The sequence below is a fragment of the Rhodobacter aestuarii genome, assembly GCF_900156655.1.
Classification (GTDB): domain Bacteria; phylum Pseudomonadota; class Alphaproteobacteria; order Rhodobacterales; family Rhodobacteraceae; genus Rhodobacter; species Rhodobacter aestuarii.
The window spans coordinates 116389-131867 of record NZ_FTOG01000001.1 but is presented as its reverse complement, the minus strand read 5'-3'; the positions used below and the strand labels follow the sequence as shown (position 1 = coordinate 131867).

Here is a 15479-nt window from a genome sequence, read left to right as displayed (position 1 = left end):
CTCAGCCGCCGCAGCCGCCGATGGTGACCTTGACGGTCGATTGCGCCTGCACGACCGAGCCATCGGCCATTTTCGCCAGCGCCAAGACATCTTGCGTTTTGGCCAGCCGGATCCGCGTGGCGGCGCGCTGGCTGCCTGCCGCAGGGCCAAAGGTGAACGTGGCCACCGAAGGTTCTGGGTTGCCCGGCGCGATCAACATGATCGCCACCGCCCCCGGTGCGGACACCTCGATCGGGACGGTGTTGCCATTTTCAGCAATCTCGGGCGCGGTCAACGTAATCCCGCCCGTGCCCGGTGTGGCACCGCCCGCGAAGCCCGCAGTCAGTTCTTCCACCGTGGCAGCCAGCCCCGCGCCCGGCAGCGCGGCTGTCGCCAAACCACCCAGTCCGAGCCAAAGCGTGTCGCGTCGTGTCAGTTTCATGGGTCTCTCCCTGTTGCTTGGGCGCCGCGTCACTCGTCGGTGAGCGTCATCACATAGGCCAGCACATCCTCGATTTGCTGCGCGCTCAGGATCGGTGGCAGCGGCTCAGCCGCCCCCTTGCCGGTATAGGCATCGCCGGGGCGGATATAGCCTTCGGTCTTGTAGAAGGCGGGCATGAAGCTGCCCTCAAACGTATGTTTGGAATTGGTGATGATGCCGCGCAGTTGCGCCTCGGAATAGCGGCTCGCCGCACCATCCAGCGCGGGGCCAATATCGCCCGGAAAGGGCACATCGGGCAGCGCCGAAACAAGATGGCAAGCCACGCAATTGCCAAGGGCACGCGTGGTCATCACCTTGACGCCCGCGGTCGGATCGCCCGGCACACCGGTCAGCGATTGCGCCACCGCGCCCCCGTCAAATTGCACATCATTGGGTGAGGTTTCAGACATAGCTGGGGACGCAGCAGCCAAAGCCACTGCGACCGCCAGCGCAAGCTGACGTGTCATTTTCATCCTCCCTGAATTCTCCCTAAGGTTACGATAACCAAGGTTTCACAACTGGAGCAATAAAAATATTAGCCTTCGCGAATATTCATATATACCCTACAGTTTCAAAGGCTTGCAGCCTATTCCTGCACCGTCATGCGGCTTGCGACATATTTTTGGAAATTCTCGCCGCTCTCATAGCCGTGGTCTTTCACCCATGTCAGCAGCGCCTCGGTCGTGCCCTTGCCAAAGGCACCGGGCATCATTGCAACGGCGGCTTGTGCGGCGCTTTCGCCCTCGGGCACCTCTTCGGGCAAAAAGATCAGTGTCGGGGTGAACATCACCCCCCAGCGCAGCGCCATGTCTTTTTCGCTCGCAGTGGTGCCGTCAAAATCTGTCACCTCCACATCGCCAAACAGGTTGAGCTGCACGACGAAGTAATGCTCGCGGATCAGCGCGTCGATGGCGGGGACCGGAAACACTTCTTCATGCATCTTGGTGCAGTAGATACAGCCGCGCTGCTCATAGATCAGCATCAGCCGTTTGCCCTCTGCATTGGCCTCGGCCAAGTCTTCGCGCAGGTCTTTGAAGGTTTCGCGCAGCCAATCGGGTTTATGCAGCCCATCATCGCCCAAATCGGAGGCAAAAGCGGGCATCGCAACCAAGGCGAAGGCGGCGGCAAGCGTGGTCCAGTGGTTCATCTCAAAGCTCCCCTTCGAGCGTGGCACTCCAGTCAAACGTCTTCAAAAGCCAATCCGAAATCAGGCTGACGGAATTGGTGGCGATCAGCAGCGCAAAGACCAAAAGCATCACCCCCATCGCTTTTTCGACATAACCCATCACCGCGCGGTGGCGGGCAAACCAGCCCAGAAACGGCCCGGCAAAAAGCGATGCCACAACAAAGGGAAGCGTCATGGCGAGCCCATAGATCAGCAGCAAAAGCCCGCCACGCAGCGGATCGCCCATGCCCGACGCCACAAACAAAATCGCGGCAAGCGGCGGGCCTGCGCAGGGGGTCCAGCCAAAGCCGAAGGCCAGCCCCATCACATAGGCGCCAATCAAGGTGGTAGGCTTCATATCGGATTGCACACGCGCCTCGCGATACAGCAGCCCGATCCGCAAAATACCCAGAAAATGCAGCCCGAACAGCGCCAAGATCGCGGCCGCCGCCCAGCTCAGCACCTCTTTAAAGGCCCCAAAAGCCTGCCCCAGAAAGCTAGCCCCAACCCCAAGAAACACGAAGATCGTGGTCACCCCCAGTGCGAAGGCCAGCGCTTGGATCAAGATGCGCCCCTGCGCCCCCGGAGCGACAGCGCCCCCAGACCGCAATTCCCCCACCGAAAGGCCCGTCATGTAAGACAGGTAAAACGGCACCATCGGCAAAATGCAGGGTGACAGAAACGACAGCAGTCCCGCTAGGGCTGCCCCTCCAAAGGTGATATCGAGCACCGTCTCCTCCCAAAAACCATGCTCTGAAAGCCCCTTGAGAAACGCTCTCCTCCCTGAAAGCGCGCCTTGCCGAAGTGGCGGGGATTTATTAGCATATTTCTATGTTCTAATGAGGCTGTCAACATGCTCGTTCGCCTTGCGGTTGCGTTCTTCCTTGCCCCCTTGGCCGTCAGTGCAGGGGAATTGCGCTTGCTGATGGTCGAACAACCGGGCTGCGCTTATTGCGCGCGTTGGGAAGAAGAGATCGGCCCCAAATATGCACTTACGGCTGAAGGGCAAGCGGCGCCGATCACACGCGTGCAATTGCGCGCGCCCCTGCCAGAGGGGCTGACCACGGCACGCCCGGCCAGTTTCACGCCCACCTTCATCTTGCTCGACGACGGCACCGAAACCGGGCGGATCGAAGGCTATCCGGGGGAAGATTTCTTTTGGCCCATGCTCAGCGCGCTGATCGCACAAGCGCAAAGCCCCGGCGCAGAAGATATAGGCGAGTAGATATGACGCAACGCAAAGATAGGTTGTAGGTAACGGTTTTCCGTTGCGAAACATGCCGCGCTGCGGCAGGAAGGAGCAAGAGGACGGTAGGATGAACGTGGCGGAACCCCGCAGACAATTTGAGGATGAAGTCCCTCCACCATGGCCCCTTCCCGAGGGGCTGGACGGGCTGATCGGCGCGGCGGAACCCGCCACGAATTTCCTCAAAGCGCTGGGGCATGATGGTCGCCTTCTCATCCTGTGCCATCTGCTGCGCGGCCCGCGCAGCGTGACCGAACTCGAAAACCTCCTTGCTGCCCGGCAGGCCGTCGTGAGCCAACAACTGGCGCGGTTGCGCCTTGAAGGGTTGGTTAGCGCACGCCGCGAAGGACAGACGATCATCTATTCCCTGCTTGACCCAAAGGTCGCAGAGATGATCGGATTGCTGAGCAAGCTTTACGGCGTACCGGCACAAGACCGGGCCGAGGGCTGACCCCCGCGGGGAGGCGGGGAGCGAGGGAGGAGTGATGGAGGACCTGCCTTACGGCGGGCTGGCGGCCTTGATTGGGCTGGCAGCCGGGATCGTTCTGGGCCTTGCGGCCCGGCTGGGGGATTTCTGCACCTTGGGCGCATTGGAAAGCGCCGCCTATGGCCGGGACCAAAAGCGGCTGCGGCTTTGGGGGGTGGTGCTGGGCACCGCCATTCTCGCCACCCAAGGGGCTGCGGCGCTCGGTTGGGCTGATCTCGATGCAAGCGCCTATCACAGCATTGCGTGGAACCCGCTCGCTTCGATCTTGGGCGGAGTGATCTTTGGCTATGGCATGGCGCTTGCGGGCAATTGCGGGTTTTCGGCCTTGGTACGGTTCGGCGGGGGCGATCTGCGCGCGATGATCGTAGTGATCGTAATGGGGATTGCTGGCTTCATGACCCTGTCAGGGCCCCTCGGCCCAGTGCGGCAAAAGCTCTTCCCGCAGATCGCCGCACCTGCCCCGCAAGGTATCGTAGCCGACCTTGCTACGCGGGGCGTGCCCGGCTGGGTTGTGGTGATGGTTTTGGGGCTCGTGCCGCTCGCCGTTGCGCTGTTTCACAAGCCGCTAAGGCAAGTCCCGCGCATGGTTTTTTGGGGTGTTGCGGCGGGGCTTGCCGTGGCGGGCAGCTTCATCGGTACCACATGGCTCGCGCAAGACAGCCTTGGCGCGGTGGCGATTGAAGGGCCATCGTTCACTGCCCCCGTGGGCCGCACCTTGATTTACTTGATGACCTCGACCGGGGGCGGGCTGACCTTCTCGGTTGGCTCGGTCTTGGGCGTTTTGATCGGTGCCGTCGCAGGGTCAGCCCTGCGCGGGCTTTTCCGTTGGGAGGCCTGCGAAGACCCCCGCGAATTGGGCCGCCTTGTAGGCGGGGCTGTCTTGATGGGCGTGGGCGGGGTGATCGCCATGGGCTGTTCCGTCGGGCAAGGCATCACCGCCTTTGCCACGCTTGCATGGTCCGGCCCGGTGACGCTCGCCGCCATCACCTTGGGTGCACTGATCGGCCTGCGGCAATTAATGACCGGGTTCCGGCTTGGCTGAAAACCTCGGAGCGGGAGCCCGAGGTGTATGAGTGAAAGGGAGAGAGATGAGTTTCCTGCGCAATATCCTTGCCCTCTTGGGAGTCGTCGCACTTTGCAGCCTTGGCTGGGCGGCCTTCACCTTCCGGGGCTTTGACCCGGCGGCGGGCGGGCTTTACCTCGGCCTCGTGCAAGACCTTGCGAAAAACGGCAACCCTGCCGAGGCTATGGTCTGGAAGCGCAAAGTCGCAGAAGATCTTAGCTATGAAGAGGTCGATGAATCGATCCGCTCGCTGGCGATGGATCTCAATATCCGCGATGTGGGCGCCCTGCCCTTGGGCGATCAGGTCTCCTCGATGAAGGGGGAAGACTGGCGCAAGATGAAGGTCTACCTTTATTGCAACCCGCTTACAGCGGCGGCGATGGTCGATTATTCCACCGCTTTTGCCGCCTGGTTGCCCTGCCGGGTGAGCCTTGTCGAGGATGAGACCGGGGCGCTTTGGCTCTATACGCTCAATATGGATTACATGCTGCACGGGGGCCGCCCGCTGCCCGATGCGGTGGCCGCCGAGGCCGAGACCGTGCGCAATTCGATCCTATCACTGATGGACAAGGCCGCCGTGGGGGATTTTTAAGCACAGCCTTACGTTTCAAAGCGTGGCAAATGCTTACGGTGCATTGGAAGAATTTCCTCTGGCCGCGCGCCATCACCAATTTGGTCGAAACGCGGCCAAGCGGATGATGCCTGCGCCGCTACTGATTGCCTTCCTGTGCATTCAGCGCCAGTTTGTGCAAAGCGTCCTGCGCGCTCCTATCAAGTTGAAATCAAAGGACGGCCCCCATGACTGCGACGCCCCTCCCCCTGCTTGGCACCGCGCTGTTGATCGACCATTTCGCCCCGCTGCGCGATTGGATTTGCGAGGCGGGCCGCGCGATTGAAATCCAAGACTTCGTCACCCCCAATATGAGCGAGGCGGAGACCGCAGAACTCATCGCGCAATGGCAAAAACTGCTGCCCGCGCACACCGGGCCGCGCGGCATCCATGGGCCGTTTTTGGGGCTCGACCTTTCCACCGCAGACAAGGAAATCCGTGCGCTGGTCACAAAACGGCTGTTGTGGGGGGTGAACGTGGCCGAGGCGCTCAACGCCACACATATGGTGGTGCATTCCCCCTTCACCTATTGGCACCTGCTCAACCGCGCCAATTACCCTTTCATCGAGCCCGCGATGTTCGACGCGATGGCCGATTGCTTGGCCCCGGTGCTGGCGCGGGCGGCCGATGTGGGCTGCACTGTGATGCTGGAAAATCTCGATGACACCGACCCCACCGCGCGGGTGCGACTGGTGCAGCAGATCAACCAACCGAACCTACGCGTTTCGATTGATACCGGCCATGCCGAATTGGCGCATGGCCGCTATGGCGCGCCCCCCGTGGTCGATTACATTGCCGCAGCAGGGGCAACGCTGGGCCATGTGCATTTGCAAGATGCCGATGGTTACGCCGACCGCCATTGGCACCCCGGCGATGGCCGCATTCCGTGGCGCCCGGTGTTCGAGGCATTGGCCAAGTTGGAAACACCGCCGCGCTTGATTTTGGAAGTCCGCGAGGATCGGACGCGGCTGCCGCAAACCGTCGCGCGGCTCGAAGCCTTGGGCTTGGCGCGCTAGATCAACTTCACCCTGCAAGGCTTTGTTCGTTTAAGGTAAAATACCACAACCACCTCGCGGCATCGCGGCGTTTTCTATGCGGAGCGCCCAATCTGTGGCTCTCGCTCTTTTCCTATCAAGCAACGTTTATGACGGCCCCACAAACTGGCCGCGTGGTCTGCGCGCAGGTCGGTTAGGGCGTGCGCCACGGCAAGGTGGCACGCGGCAGGTTACGCCCGAAACGATCCACCACCAGCACAAGCACGCCGACCAAACCGAGCGCCAGCACCGAGATCGCAGCGGCAGAGGTGGAGTTGCCTTCATATTGCATCGAGAAGATTTGCACGCCGATCGTCTCATGCCCGGCAGACCATAAAAGCGCCGAGACGGTCAGTTCATTCAATGCCGTCATAAAGATCAGGAGCGCCCCGGCGATGGCGGTTGGGGCGAGCGTGGGCGCGGCAATAAAGGCAATGCGGCGGGCCACGCCCACACCCGCAATCCGCGCCGCCTCATCGAGTGCAGGGTCCGCGCTCGCAATTTCGGCCTCGACCGGGCGTAGAACAAGCGGCAAAAAGCGCCCCAGATAGGCCAGCAGCAAAATCGCGGCTGTGCCGTAGAGCGAGAGGCCAACAAGCGGCAACGGGCGCAGATAGACCAAGATCATCGCAAGGCCCAGCACCGTGCCCGGCACCACAAAGCCCGCATCTGCCGCCCAGCCAAGCACGCGCCCCACGCGGCTGCGCCCCACCCCGCCGAGCCAGCCGAGCAAGATGGCAATCCCCCCGCTCAGCGCTGCGGCGGCGAGGGAGATTGAAACAGAATTGAGAAAGGCGCGGCGCACCGCTGAGTTCGCCAGCACATTGGCAAAATTCTCAAATGTTGCGGTTTCGAGGCTCAGTCCCACGCCCAGCGCGGGCACCAAAGCCGTGGCCAAAAGCGCCAAAAGCGGCGCGAGACATAGCACCCCCAACCCCGCCCAAAGTGCGATGGAAAGCGGCCAGCCCGCGCGCCCCGGCGCAAACCCCGCAAACCCCACGCCAGAGGCCATTGGCACCGACCAGCGCTTTTGCAAGATGTGGCGCAGCACCAATGCGGCCAGGGCCAGCGCCACCAGCACAGCAGCAATCGCCGCGACTTTGCCGATCACCGCTGGGCCAAAGCCATTGAGCCGTTGGTAGATAAGCGTTGTCAGCACCGAAAACCGGCCCGGAATACCGAGCAATGCGGGCACACCAAAATTCCCAACCGCCGCCGCGAAAGAAAGCATCGCGCCCGCGACCAAAGCAGGCAAGGTGAGCGGCAAAAGCACCCGCGCAATGATCCGCCCGGTGCCCGCACCGCCAATCCGCGCCGCCTCGACCAAATCTGCCGGGATCGCTTGCAGCGCGGCGCGCACGGCGATGAAGACCAGCGGCATATGCTCGATCCCCATCAGCCACACAACGCCGCCGCCGGAATACAGCGGATTAGGTCGACCAGCGGGCGGCGCGAGGCCCAGCGGAGAAAGCACGGGCGAGCCCGGCCCCGTCAGTTCAATCCAGCCAAGCGCCATGATCTGCGACGGGATAAGCACCGGGGACAGGGCCAAGAAAGACGCCAAGGCCCGCCCCGGCAAACGCATCAACCCGGTGGCAAGCGCCAAGGCGAGCCCCAGCAAGACCGAGACAACCACCGAACCAGCAGAAGACCAAAGCGTGTTCCACAATGCACGGCGAAAGCCAAAGCTCGCAAAGGTCTCGCGCAACAGCCCAAAGGGCGCTCCATCCGCCCCCGGCCCCAAGGCCAAAGCAAAAAGCCGCGCCAGCGGATAAAGCGCGGTCACGGCAAGGTAAAAGGCCAGAAGGGCGGCCATCCAATGGAGGCCGCCCAACCGGATCTGCTTTGTGCGAAAATCAGCCACCGAAGAGATCAGCGAAATGTTCTTTGTTCGCCTCGCCCTCGGCCATGAGCTTGTCGGCATCCAGCGGGAAAATCGTGAGGCTGGTCAGATCCGGGTAACCCGCGGGCGGCGCCACGCCTTCGATGATCGGGAAATACCCCTGCGCCACAGATTGTTCCTGCGCGGTTTTGGAAAGCTGCCAATCGACAAAAGCTTTCGCGGCTTCGGCATTGTCGGTGGTGTTCACAATGGCCACAGGCTGGGTGATCGCGCTGACGCCTTGCGCGGGCCAGATGAAATCAACCGGCGAGCCTTTGGCTTTGGCGTTCATCGCCATGTATTCGATGATGATGCCATAAGCCTTTTCGCCGCGCGCGACAGCCTCGATCACCGTGCCATTGCCTTGGCCCGCGACAGCGCCGTTTTGCGCCAATTCTTCATAATAGCCCCAGCCAAGGTTCGGCTGTTGTGTCAGTGTGCCGACATGGATCACCGCAGCGCCGGAATAAAGCGGGCTCGGCATGATGGTTTGGGCCGCCACTTCCGGGGCCCGCAGATCGTCCCAGCTGGTGGGCGCGGTCGCGACCAAATCGGTGTTATACACAATGCCAGTGGTGATCAGCTTGGTGCCGAAGAAGGTGTGATCGGGGTCAACCACATCCGCCGGGATGCCCGCGAGCGGCGCATCTTGATAGGCAAGCAGATGGCCCTCATTTTTAAGCTGCGTCATCGCCACAGCATCGGCAATCAAAAGCACGTCGGCGGGGGTGGCGCCCGCCGCGAATTCGGCTTGCAGTTTGGTCATCAGTTCGGTGGTGCCGGTGCGGAAAATCTCCACCGTCACATCGGGGTAGTCTTTGTTGAATTCGGCCACCACTGTCGCCATCTGCTCTTGCGGCTGCGAGGTATAGACCGTGATCTCGCCCGAAGGCTGCGCCAGCGCCTGAGTGGCGAGCGCAAACAGCGCGATCGTGGCGTTGCGAAGATGGGACATGGAAGGCTCCTATTCTTGGAGAGGGGAGAATTTACTCCCTCCTAGCCCGCCGGTTTAAAACAATCGTGACAGTGCCAAGTATTTGGCAAAACTTCTCTATCTGGCTGCCAAAGGACTGTTTCGGCATTCCAAAGGCGTCGATGCGGGGCCTGAGATAAAAGCGCATGAATTTCGCGCGCCGTGCCCGAATGCGCAACGATCAGCACCGGCTTGGAACGGTCGATCTGGGCAAACCCTGCACGAATGCGGGCGCGAAACGCCGCGGGAGCTTCGCCGCCCGGCGGGGTTTCCTCGCGCCGCAAGGCGCTGCGTGGTTGCCCCTCAAGCGCGCCCCAATTGCGCTCCGCCAAATCTTCGACAACCTCAGGCACCAGCCCACAGCGCGCCGCCAAAGCCTGTGCGGTTTGACGCGCACGCAGCAGCGGCGTGGTGACGATGCGGGCCATTGGCAAATCCGCCAAAAAGGCTGCCGCCTGATCGGCTTGCGCGCGCCCGCGCGCGCTCAGCGGCAAATCGGTCTGACCGCAAATGATATCTTGCGCATTGGCCGCGGTTTCGCCGTGGCGCATCAGCCAAAAGGCGCCGGGCGGCAGGGCTACCATGTCAGGCTTCCGGTCTGCGCCCACGGGGCCGGCAGCGCGGCGGCCAAATCTGCGCGCAAAGAAGCGGGGGCAAAGGCGGGCAATACCGTTTCGGGCATCACCTCAGCCAGCATCTTGCGCAACGTGGCAAGGTTTGGATGCACGTTCCAGCGCAACCGTTGCGCGCGCCCCTCTGCCACCCAAGCCGCAGCCGGTGCCCCCTGCGCGAGATGGCCGGTAAAGATCACCGCAACGCCTTCTTGCAACGCGCGCGGGCCAAGTGTTGCCGCAAGACCCGCGTTGCAATTAGGCCCTCCCGCCACCATCACCCCATGCAGCGGGGCTGCGGCTTCTAAACGCCGCGCCTGTTGCAAAAGCCGGTTCAGAGCATTGGCCCCATTGCGGGCGAGCCAGTCGGGGTTTTGCGCCATAAGGTCTGCCACCCGCCATGTCTCGGGGCACAAAGCCACCGCATGCCCGGCTTCAAGGCAAGCAAGCGCGATCTCGAGCCCTCGTCCAGCGGTTGGCGCGGGCAAAAGACATGGCCCCGCCGCGATGGCCGACAAAACTGCAGCGCGTTGGTCTGCAAGCTGCGCGGGTTCCGCACCATAGGAACAATCAAACACTGCCGCCCGCGCGCGCGGCAGCGGGGCGGCCGCAAAAAGCCCGCCCTCGGCACAAAGATCACCGCTGTAAAGCAGCCCCCCTGCCCCGCCGATCCGCATCCAGACCGCACCGGGGGCATGGCCTGCGGGACCGGTTTCAACCGCAAGACCTGCAATGTTTTGCTCTGCGCGCAACGGATTGGCCCCGGCCAACACCGGATCACGCGTCAGCGCGCGCACAGGTGCGGTGGCATAAACGGGGGGATCGCCAAGCCGACCCAACCAATCGAGCGAGCCGACATGATCGGCATGGCCATGCGAGATCAGCACGGCATCTACGCGCCCTAAGCCTTCAAGCGGGATCGCGGGGCGCGCATCATGATCGGGGCCAATGCCAAGATCCAAAAGCAACCGCGCCCCACCCATTTCCAACAGAAAGCAGGCCGGGCCCTTGGCATCAAACCCACCGAGTGCCGTTAATCGGTTCATGCGGGCACCGTTTGAAACGAAGGCGTAGAGACCGCCGCGCGCGGTAAAACCCAACCGCCGCGCACCGTAACCCGCACTTCGGCCCCAAGCACAAGGGGATGGTCAAGCCGCAAGACCAAAGGCGCGGCCTCGGGCAAATCCTCAAGCCAAAGATGCGCGACCTGATACCCGTCTTCAAATCGCAAATCGGTAACTCGCGCCACAAGCCCGGATTTATTGGTGCTGAGCGTCAAATCGGACGGATGCAGGCAAAGCCACGCCGGGCCGGGCGGCGCAATTCCGGGTAAGGTGAAGGTACATCCCCCGATCATGAAGCGACACCGCCGCGTGCCGCGCAACACCACCGTCACCGGCAGCGTGCGTCCATGGCCCACAAACCGGGCAACCATTTCATTCGCGGGGCGCTGGAACAGGTCTTGCGGCGAGCCAAGCTGCATCAATTGCCCGCGATCCATTACCCCGATCAGATCGGCCACCGCCATCGCCTCGTTCTGGTCATGGGTGACAAACACCATCGTGCAGCCCGTCTCGGCATGAATACGGCGAAACTCCGCCAGCATTTGCTGGCGCAAATGAGCATCTAGATTGGCAAGTGGCTCATCAAGCAACAAAACGCGCGGGCGCGCCGCCAAAGCCCGCGCCAAGGCCACACGCTGCCGCTGCCCGCCCGAAAGCTCATGCGGACGCCGCCCCGCCATGTCGGACAGCCCAACCGTGTGCAGCGCGCGCTCCACCCGCGTGGCACGATCCGCGCGCCCAAGCCGATTCAACCCAAAAGCCACATTGCCCGCAACCGTCATATGCGGCCAAAGCGCATAGGATTGAAACACCATCCCAAGCCCACGCGCTTCCGGCCCAATAAACTGCTCTGGCCCCGCCACCAAAGTTTCCCCGATGTGCAAACTGCCGCCATCGGGTCGATCAAGCCCCGCGATCAAGCGCAAAAGCGTGGTCTTGCCGCAGCCAGAGGGGCCAAGCAAAGCCAGAAAGCTGCCCTCTGGAATGTCGGCGCTGACGCCATCAAGGGCACGAATATCGCCGAAGCTTCGGCTTAGGTTTTGAAACGATAGGGCAGCCATGGGGCTGCTGATAGTTTTGCCCCGCGAAGCTTTTGTGACAATGCGCCGTCACGGAACTGTCATGGCGCGGCGTTAACTTTTTGCAGTGATGGATTTGACCCCGCAACCCCCGCTTTCGACCGCCGTTGTCGACACCCCCGCCGCTCTCGAGATGGCGGGTCTTTCGTTGCGGTTGGGCGGCACCCCGATTTTGCGGGACATCGACCTTAAACTTGCTCCCGGGCGGGTTTTGGCGCTTTTGGGGCCTTCGGGCTCCGGCAAAACCACGCTCTTGCGCCTTGTGGCAGGTCTTTTGGTCCCCGATGCGGGCACCATCCACCTTGCGGGCAAACTTGTCGCCGCGGCGGGCCACGCGCTGCCGCCCGAAGCGCGCGGGCTTGGCATGGTGTTTCAAGATTACGCCCTGTGGCCGCATATGAACGTGGCAGGCAATGTCGGATTTCCGTTAGAGATGCGCCGCATGCCTGCGCCCGAACGCGCCAAACGGGTCGCACGGGCGCTGGATCGGGTCGGCCTTGCCGCCTTTGCCGAGCGCCGCCCCTCAGAGCTTTCAGGCGGTCAGCAGCAGCGCGTGGCGATTGCCCGCGCGATTGTGGCCGAACCCGCGCTTGTGCTGTTTGACGAGCCGCTCTCCAACCTTGATCGCGAATTGCGCGAAACCATGGTGGGCGAGATTGCTGGGCTGGTCGAGGAATTGGGCCTGACCGCGCTTTACGTCACCCATGACCATTCCGAGGCGTTTTCGCTCGCCCATGAGGTGGCGGTGATGGAAGCGGGCCAGATCGCACAAATCGCGGCGCCCGAGGATCTGGTCGCCGACCCTGCCTCTGTCTCGATTGCACGGTTCTTACGCCTTGGCGCCTTGTTGCCCGTGCAGCGCGGGGCGCAGGGCTGGTATTTGCGCGGCGGCGCGTTTTTGGCTCCGCCAGAGGCCGCGCCGGAAAAGACCGATACCGTCCTACTGCCCAGCCGCGCGCTAAGCGTGACCGAGCCCCGCGCGGGCATGCTGACAGCCACAGTCACCCGCACGCTTTTTCGCGGTGACGGGCATTGGGCCACACTCGCGCTCGACGGCGGGCATGACATTCAACTCCTGCTGCCGCACCGCCCCGCACCGGGCGCGGTGCTCGGCTTGCAGATCTCGCACGGGAGCCTGCGCTGGTTCCCCTCTTCCCCGTCAAAAAGGACGTCCCCATGAAGAAATTGCTGCTTGCCACCGTGGCGCTGAGCACGGGCCTTTGCGCCCAAGCGGCCTTCGCCGATATCACCGTTTATTCGGCAGGCCCCGCGAGCCTGATCGAAAAGCTCTCGACCGGGTTCACCGCAGAAACCGGGATCAAGGTCGATGTGTTCCAAGCCACCACCGGCAAGGTGATGGCGCGGCTAGAGGCTGAAGCAGCCAACCCGGTCGCAGATGTGGTGATTTCCGCCAGTTGGGGCACTGCCACCTCGATGGCGGCGGATGGCAAATTGCTGGCCTACACCAGCCCCAATGCCGAGATGGTGCCCGACTTCCTCAAAACCGACTACGCCGTGGCGCAGGGCATTTCGGCGCTGGCGATTGCATGGAATCCGACCTCGGGCCTGCCTAAACCCACCGATTGGGCGGATTTGACCACGGCGGAATACAAAGACATGGTGACCCTGCCCGATCCCACGAAATCGGGCTCGATGTTTGAGCTGGTTTCGGCGCTCGATGGCGTGATTGGCGCGCAAATCTTTGACGCGTTGGCGGCCAATGGCGCGATTGTGGCCGGGGCCAATGCCGATGCGCTCAACCCGGTGCTGCAAGGGGCCAAAGGCGCGGTTTTCGGCGCGGTCGATTACATCTCGATGGCGGCCGCCGCGAAGGGCGAAACCGTTGAAGTGATCTTCCCGACCTCGGGCGCGGTGGTTGCGCCGCGCCCAGCGATGATCTTGCAAAGCTCGGCTCAGCCCGAAGAAGCCAAGCAATTCATTGATTACATGCTCTCGGAAGAGGGCCAAGCGATGGTCGCGGCCACCTTCCTGATGCCTGCCCGCACCGATATCGAGGCGAAACGCCCGCGCATCAACGAGCTTACGCTGCTCGATTTTGATGCCGAAGCTGCTTATGGCGCACGCGCCGAAACGCTTGACGCTTTTGCCAAGAGCTTCGGCAACTGATGCGCAGACAGGGAGGCGCGCCACAGGGGCTTTTGACCGCGCTGGCCGCAGTTTTGCTCACCGTGATCGTGGCCGCCCCCTTTCTCTTCATCGCGCTACAGGCGATTTTTCCAAAGATCGGGGCGGGCTCACTGGCCGCCCCTTTCAGTGCCATGGCAGATGTGCTGAGCGCGGGGCGGCTCCCGCGCGCCACGCTTAACACGCTGATCATGGGCGTGGGGACTGTGATTGTCTCGGCGCTGATCGCGGTTCCTCTGGCTGCAATCCGCGCGCTTTATCGGCTGCCCGGCGCGGCGCTTTGGGATGTGATCTTTCTCGTGCCCTTCATGATCCCGCCCTATATCGCCACGCTGAGCTGGGTGATGACGGGGCAACCGCGCGGGTATCTTGAACAACTCACGGGGCAAAACATTGCCGGGCTCTTATTCTCGGTGCCGGGCATCGTCATCATTTTGGCTTTGCATTGTTTTCCTGTCGTTTACTTCGCGCTGTCACGCAGTTTTGCCGCGATTGGCGGGCGCTTTGCAGATGTCAGCCGGGTCTTTGGCGCAGGCCCTTTGCGGGCCTTCTTACGCGTTACCCTACCGCTGGCTCTGCCGGGTTTGGCGGCCAGTTTGATCCTCGTTTTCGCCATGGCGATTGAGGAATACGGCACGCCCGCCGTGCTTGGCACCCGGATCGGCTTTCGCGTTTTGGTGACGGGGATTGACGAGGCAATCGGGGATTGGCCGGTCGATCTGCCCGGCGCCTCGACCTTGGCGCTGGTGCTGGTGGCAATGGCGACCGCAGCCTATCTGGCGCAGCGGCGCTTGCTTGCGCGCGGCGGGTTTGAAACCACCGGATCGCGCCCGCTACAAGCAGACCGCCGCCCGCTTGGACGCGCCACGCTGCCTGCGCTTTTGCTCTTTGGCGCGGTGGCGCTGGTTTCCACCGGCATTCCCTTGCTGGCGGTTTTGGCCACCGCACTGGCAAAAACCATTTCTGGCGGGCTCGCGCCAGAAAACTTAGGGCTGCAAAACTTCACCGCCGTTTTGGCCACCAGCACCACGGCGCGCAGTGCGCTGCTCACGAGCCTTGGTCTTGGGCTGGTGGCGGCGCTCCTCACCGGATTGCTTGGTGCCTTTGCCGCTTTTGTAGTGCTGCGCACCCGCGCGCGCGGGCGGTTCTATGTGGATTTGCTGGCCGCCCTGCCCAATGCCGCACCCGGCGTTGTGGTGGCGCTTGGGATGATTTTGCTTTGGAACCAACCGTGGTGGCCCATCACCCCTTACAATACGCTTTCCATTCTGGTGCTGGCCTATGTGTTGTTGCTGCTGCCCCAACCGGTGCGATACACCACCGCCGCATTGCAACAGATTGCCCCCTCGCTGGACGCGGCGGCACGGGTCTCGGGCGCGTCAGAACTGACCATGGCGCGGCGCATCCTGCTACCGCTGATCGGGCCGCATCTGCTGGTCGCAATGCTGCTCGTCTTCGTGGTTGCCGCGCGCGAATTGGTGGCATCTTTGCTCATTCTGCCGGTCGGGCATCAGACCATTGCCACGTTTATCTGGCGTCAATTCGACCAAGGTTCGGTCGGGCTTGGCATGGCGATGGCCTTTGTCACGATCTGCCTGACAACGCTTTTGCCGCTGGTCGTGTTGATTGCCGCAAGACGCACCGAAGACATCGGTTAGCC

General features: G+C 62.5%; 17 protein-coding genes. 8 read left to right on the top strand and 9 right to left on the bottom strand.

Features of this window, described 5'->3' with window-relative positions; genetic code table 11:
* Position 1 precedes the first annotated feature (1 nt).
* From soxY to BW967_RS00530, 4 genes are all read right to left on the bottom strand, one after another.
* Positions 2–421, bottom strand: coding sequence for a thiosulfate oxidation carrier protein SoxY (gene soxY / locus BW967_RS00545; protein WP_076483091.1), 420 nt, complete (start codon positions 419–421; stop codon positions 2–4).
* Between the two features lie 29 nt (positions 422–450).
* Complete coding sequence (gene soxX / locus BW967_RS00540; RefSeq protein ID WP_076483553.1) at positions 451–927, bottom strand: sulfur oxidation c-type cytochrome SoxX; 477 nt, start codon at positions 925–927, stop codon at positions 451–453.
* A gap of 119 nt (positions 928–1046) precedes the next feature.
* Positions 1047–1607, bottom strand: a complete 561-nt coding sequence (locus tag BW967_RS00535) for a SoxW family protein (RefSeq protein WP_076483090.1) — start codon at positions 1605–1607, stop codon at positions 1047–1049.
* A 1-nt stretch (position 1608) separates the two neighbouring features.
* A complete protein-coding gene (locus BW967_RS00530; RefSeq protein WP_076483089.1) occupies positions 1609–2355 on the bottom strand; it encodes a cytochrome c biogenesis CcdA family protein in 747 nt (248 codons plus the stop codon).
* Between the two features lie 123 nt (positions 2356–2478).
* Between BW967_RS00530 and BW967_RS00525 the strand changes: the two genes are divergently transcribed.
* From BW967_RS00525 to BW967_RS00505, 5 genes are all read left to right on the top strand, one after another.
* A complete protein-coding gene (locus BW967_RS00525) occupies positions 2479–2850 on the top strand; it encodes a thioredoxin domain-containing protein (RefSeq protein WP_076483088.1) in 372 nt (123 codons plus the stop codon).
* A 91-nt stretch (positions 2851–2941) separates the two neighbouring features.
* Complete coding sequence (locus tag BW967_RS00520) at positions 2942–3322, top strand: ArsR/SmtB family transcription factor (protein WP_076483087.1); 381 nt, start codon at positions 2942–2944, stop codon at positions 3320–3322.
* Between the two features lie 34 nt (positions 3323–3356).
* Positions 3357–4400 carry a YeeE/YedE family protein gene (locus BW967_RS00515; protein ID WP_076483086.1) on the top strand — a complete coding sequence of 348 codons (1044 nt, stop codon included), beginning with the start codon at positions 3357–3359 and terminating at the stop codon, positions 4398–4400.
* A gap of 46 nt (positions 4401–4446) precedes the next feature.
* Positions 4447–5013 carry a DUF302 domain-containing protein gene (locus BW967_RS00510; protein ID WP_076483085.1) on the top strand — a complete coding sequence of 189 codons (567 nt, stop codon included), beginning with the start codon at positions 4447–4449 and terminating at the stop codon, positions 5011–5013.
* Between the two features lie 206 nt (positions 5014–5219).
* Positions 5220–6047, top strand: coding sequence for a sugar phosphate isomerase/epimerase family protein (locus tag BW967_RS00505; RefSeq protein ID WP_076483084.1), 828 nt, complete (start codon positions 5220–5222; stop codon positions 6045–6047).
* Positions 6048–6219: 172 nt separating this feature from the next.
* On the opposite strand, the gene BW967_RS00500 is transcribed toward BW967_RS00505, so the two are convergent.
* Genes BW967_RS00500 through BW967_RS00480 form a run of 5 tightly spaced genes read right to left on the bottom strand, consistent with a single transcriptional unit; the run spans position 6220 to position 11656 of the window.
* The gene (locus BW967_RS00500; protein WP_076483552.1) at positions 6220–7881 is read right to left on the bottom strand and encodes an ABC transporter permease; all 1662 of its coding nucleotides are present in this window, start codon (positions 7879–7881) and stop codon (positions 6220–6222) included.
* A gap of 40 nt (positions 7882–7921) precedes the next feature.
* Positions 7922–8902 (bottom strand): ABC transporter substrate-binding protein, encoded by a 981-nt coding sequence (locus tag BW967_RS00495; RefSeq protein WP_076483083.1) that lies wholly within the window; start codon positions 8900–8902, stop codon positions 7922–7924.
* 41 nt (positions 8903–8943) lie between these two features.
* On the bottom strand, positions 8944–9504 hold the full coding sequence (locus tag BW967_RS00490) for a histidine phosphatase family protein (RefSeq protein ID WP_076483082.1): 561 nt from the start codon (positions 9502–9504) through the stop codon (positions 8944–8946).
* Complete coding sequence (locus BW967_RS00485; protein WP_076483081.1) at positions 9498–10577, bottom strand: MBL fold metallo-hydrolase; 1080 nt, start codon at positions 10575–10577, stop codon at positions 9498–9500. The genes BW967_RS00490 and BW967_RS00485 overlap by 7 nt, the downstream gene beginning before the upstream one ends.
* Complete coding sequence (locus BW967_RS00480) at positions 10574–11656, bottom strand: ABC transporter ATP-binding protein (protein ID WP_076483080.1); 1083 nt, start codon at positions 11654–11656, stop codon at positions 10574–10576. Before BW967_RS00480 ends, BW967_RS00485 begins: the two co-directional genes overlap by 4 nt.
* Positions 11657–11750: 94 nt before the next feature.
* On the opposite strand from BW967_RS00480, the gene BW967_RS00475 reads away from it, so the two are divergent.
* The 3 genes from BW967_RS00475 to BW967_RS00465 are packed head-to-tail and all read left to right on the top strand — an operon-like array spanning position 11751 to position 15477.
* Positions 11751–12854 (top strand): ABC transporter ATP-binding protein, encoded by a 1104-nt coding sequence (locus BW967_RS00475; protein WP_217696362.1) that lies wholly within the window; start codon positions 11751–11753, stop codon positions 12852–12854.
* Entirely contained in the window at positions 12851–13801 is a 951-nt protein-coding gene (locus BW967_RS00470) for an ABC transporter substrate-binding protein (protein ID WP_076483078.1), read from the top strand. Before BW967_RS00475 ends, BW967_RS00470 begins: the two co-directional genes overlap by 4 nt.
* Positions 13801–15477 (top strand): ABC transporter permease, encoded by a 1677-nt coding sequence (locus BW967_RS00465; protein WP_076483077.1) that lies wholly within the window; start codon positions 13801–13803, stop codon positions 15475–15477. Before BW967_RS00470 ends, BW967_RS00465 begins: the two co-directional genes overlap by 1 nt.
* Positions 15478–15479 lie beyond the last annotated feature (2 nt).

Bases quoted from the DNA above. Each gene is read 5' to 3' on its own strand.
- BW967_RS00510 (WP_076483085.1), top strand. From the start codon at position 4,447: ATGAGTTTCCTGCGCAATATCCTTGCCCTCTTGGGAGTCGTCGCACTT.
- BW967_RS00505 (WP_076483084.1), top strand. From the start codon at position 5,220: ATGACTGCGACGCCCCTCCCCCTGCTTGGCACCGCGCTGTTGATCGAC.
- soxX (WP_076483553.1), bottom strand. From the start codon at position 927: ATGACACGTCAGCTTGCGCTGGCGGTCGCAGTGGCTTTGGCTGCTGCG.
- BW967_RS00490 (WP_076483082.1), bottom strand. From the start codon at position 9,504: ATGGTAGCCCTGCCGCCCGGCGCCTTTTGGCTGATGCGCCACGGCGAA.
- BW967_RS00500 (WP_076483552.1), bottom strand. From the start codon at position 7,881: ATGGCCGCCCTTCTGGCCTTTTACCTTGCCGTGACCGCGCTTTATCCG.
- BW967_RS00480 (WP_076483080.1), bottom strand. From the start codon at position 11,656: ATGGCTGCCCTATCGTTTCAAAACCTAAGCCGAAGCTTCGGCGATATT.
- BW967_RS00535 (WP_076483090.1), bottom strand. From the start codon at position 1,607: ATGAACCACTGGACCACGCTTGCCGCCGCCTTCGCCTTGGTTGCGATG.
- BW967_RS00495 (WP_076483083.1), bottom strand. From the start codon at position 8,902: ATGTCCCATCTTCGCAACGCCACGATCGCGCTGTTTGCGCTCGCCACT.
- BW967_RS00465 (WP_076483077.1), top strand. From the start codon at position 13,801: ATGCGCAGACAGGGAGGCGCGCCACAGGGGCTTTTGACCGCGCTGGCC.
- BW967_RS00515 (WP_076483086.1), top strand. From the start codon at position 3,357: ATGGAGGACCTGCCTTACGGCGGGCTGGCGGCCTTGATTGGGCTGGCA.
- BW967_RS00470 (WP_076483078.1), top strand. From the start codon at position 12,851: ATGAAGAAATTGCTGCTTGCCACCGTGGCGCTGAGCACGGGCCTTTGC.
- soxY (WP_076483091.1), bottom strand. From the start codon at position 421: ATGAAACTGACACGACGCGACACGCTTTGGCTCGGACTGGGTGGTTTG.
- BW967_RS00485 (WP_076483081.1), bottom strand. From the start codon at position 10,577: ATGAACCGATTAACGGCACTCGGTGGGTTTGATGCCAAGGGCCCGGCC.
- BW967_RS00520 (WP_076483087.1), top strand. From the start codon at position 2,942: ATGAACGTGGCGGAACCCCGCAGACAATTTGAGGATGAAGTCCCTCCA.
- BW967_RS00525 (WP_076483088.1), top strand. From the start codon at position 2,479: ATGCTCGTTCGCCTTGCGGTTGCGTTCTTCCTTGCCCCCTTGGCCGTC.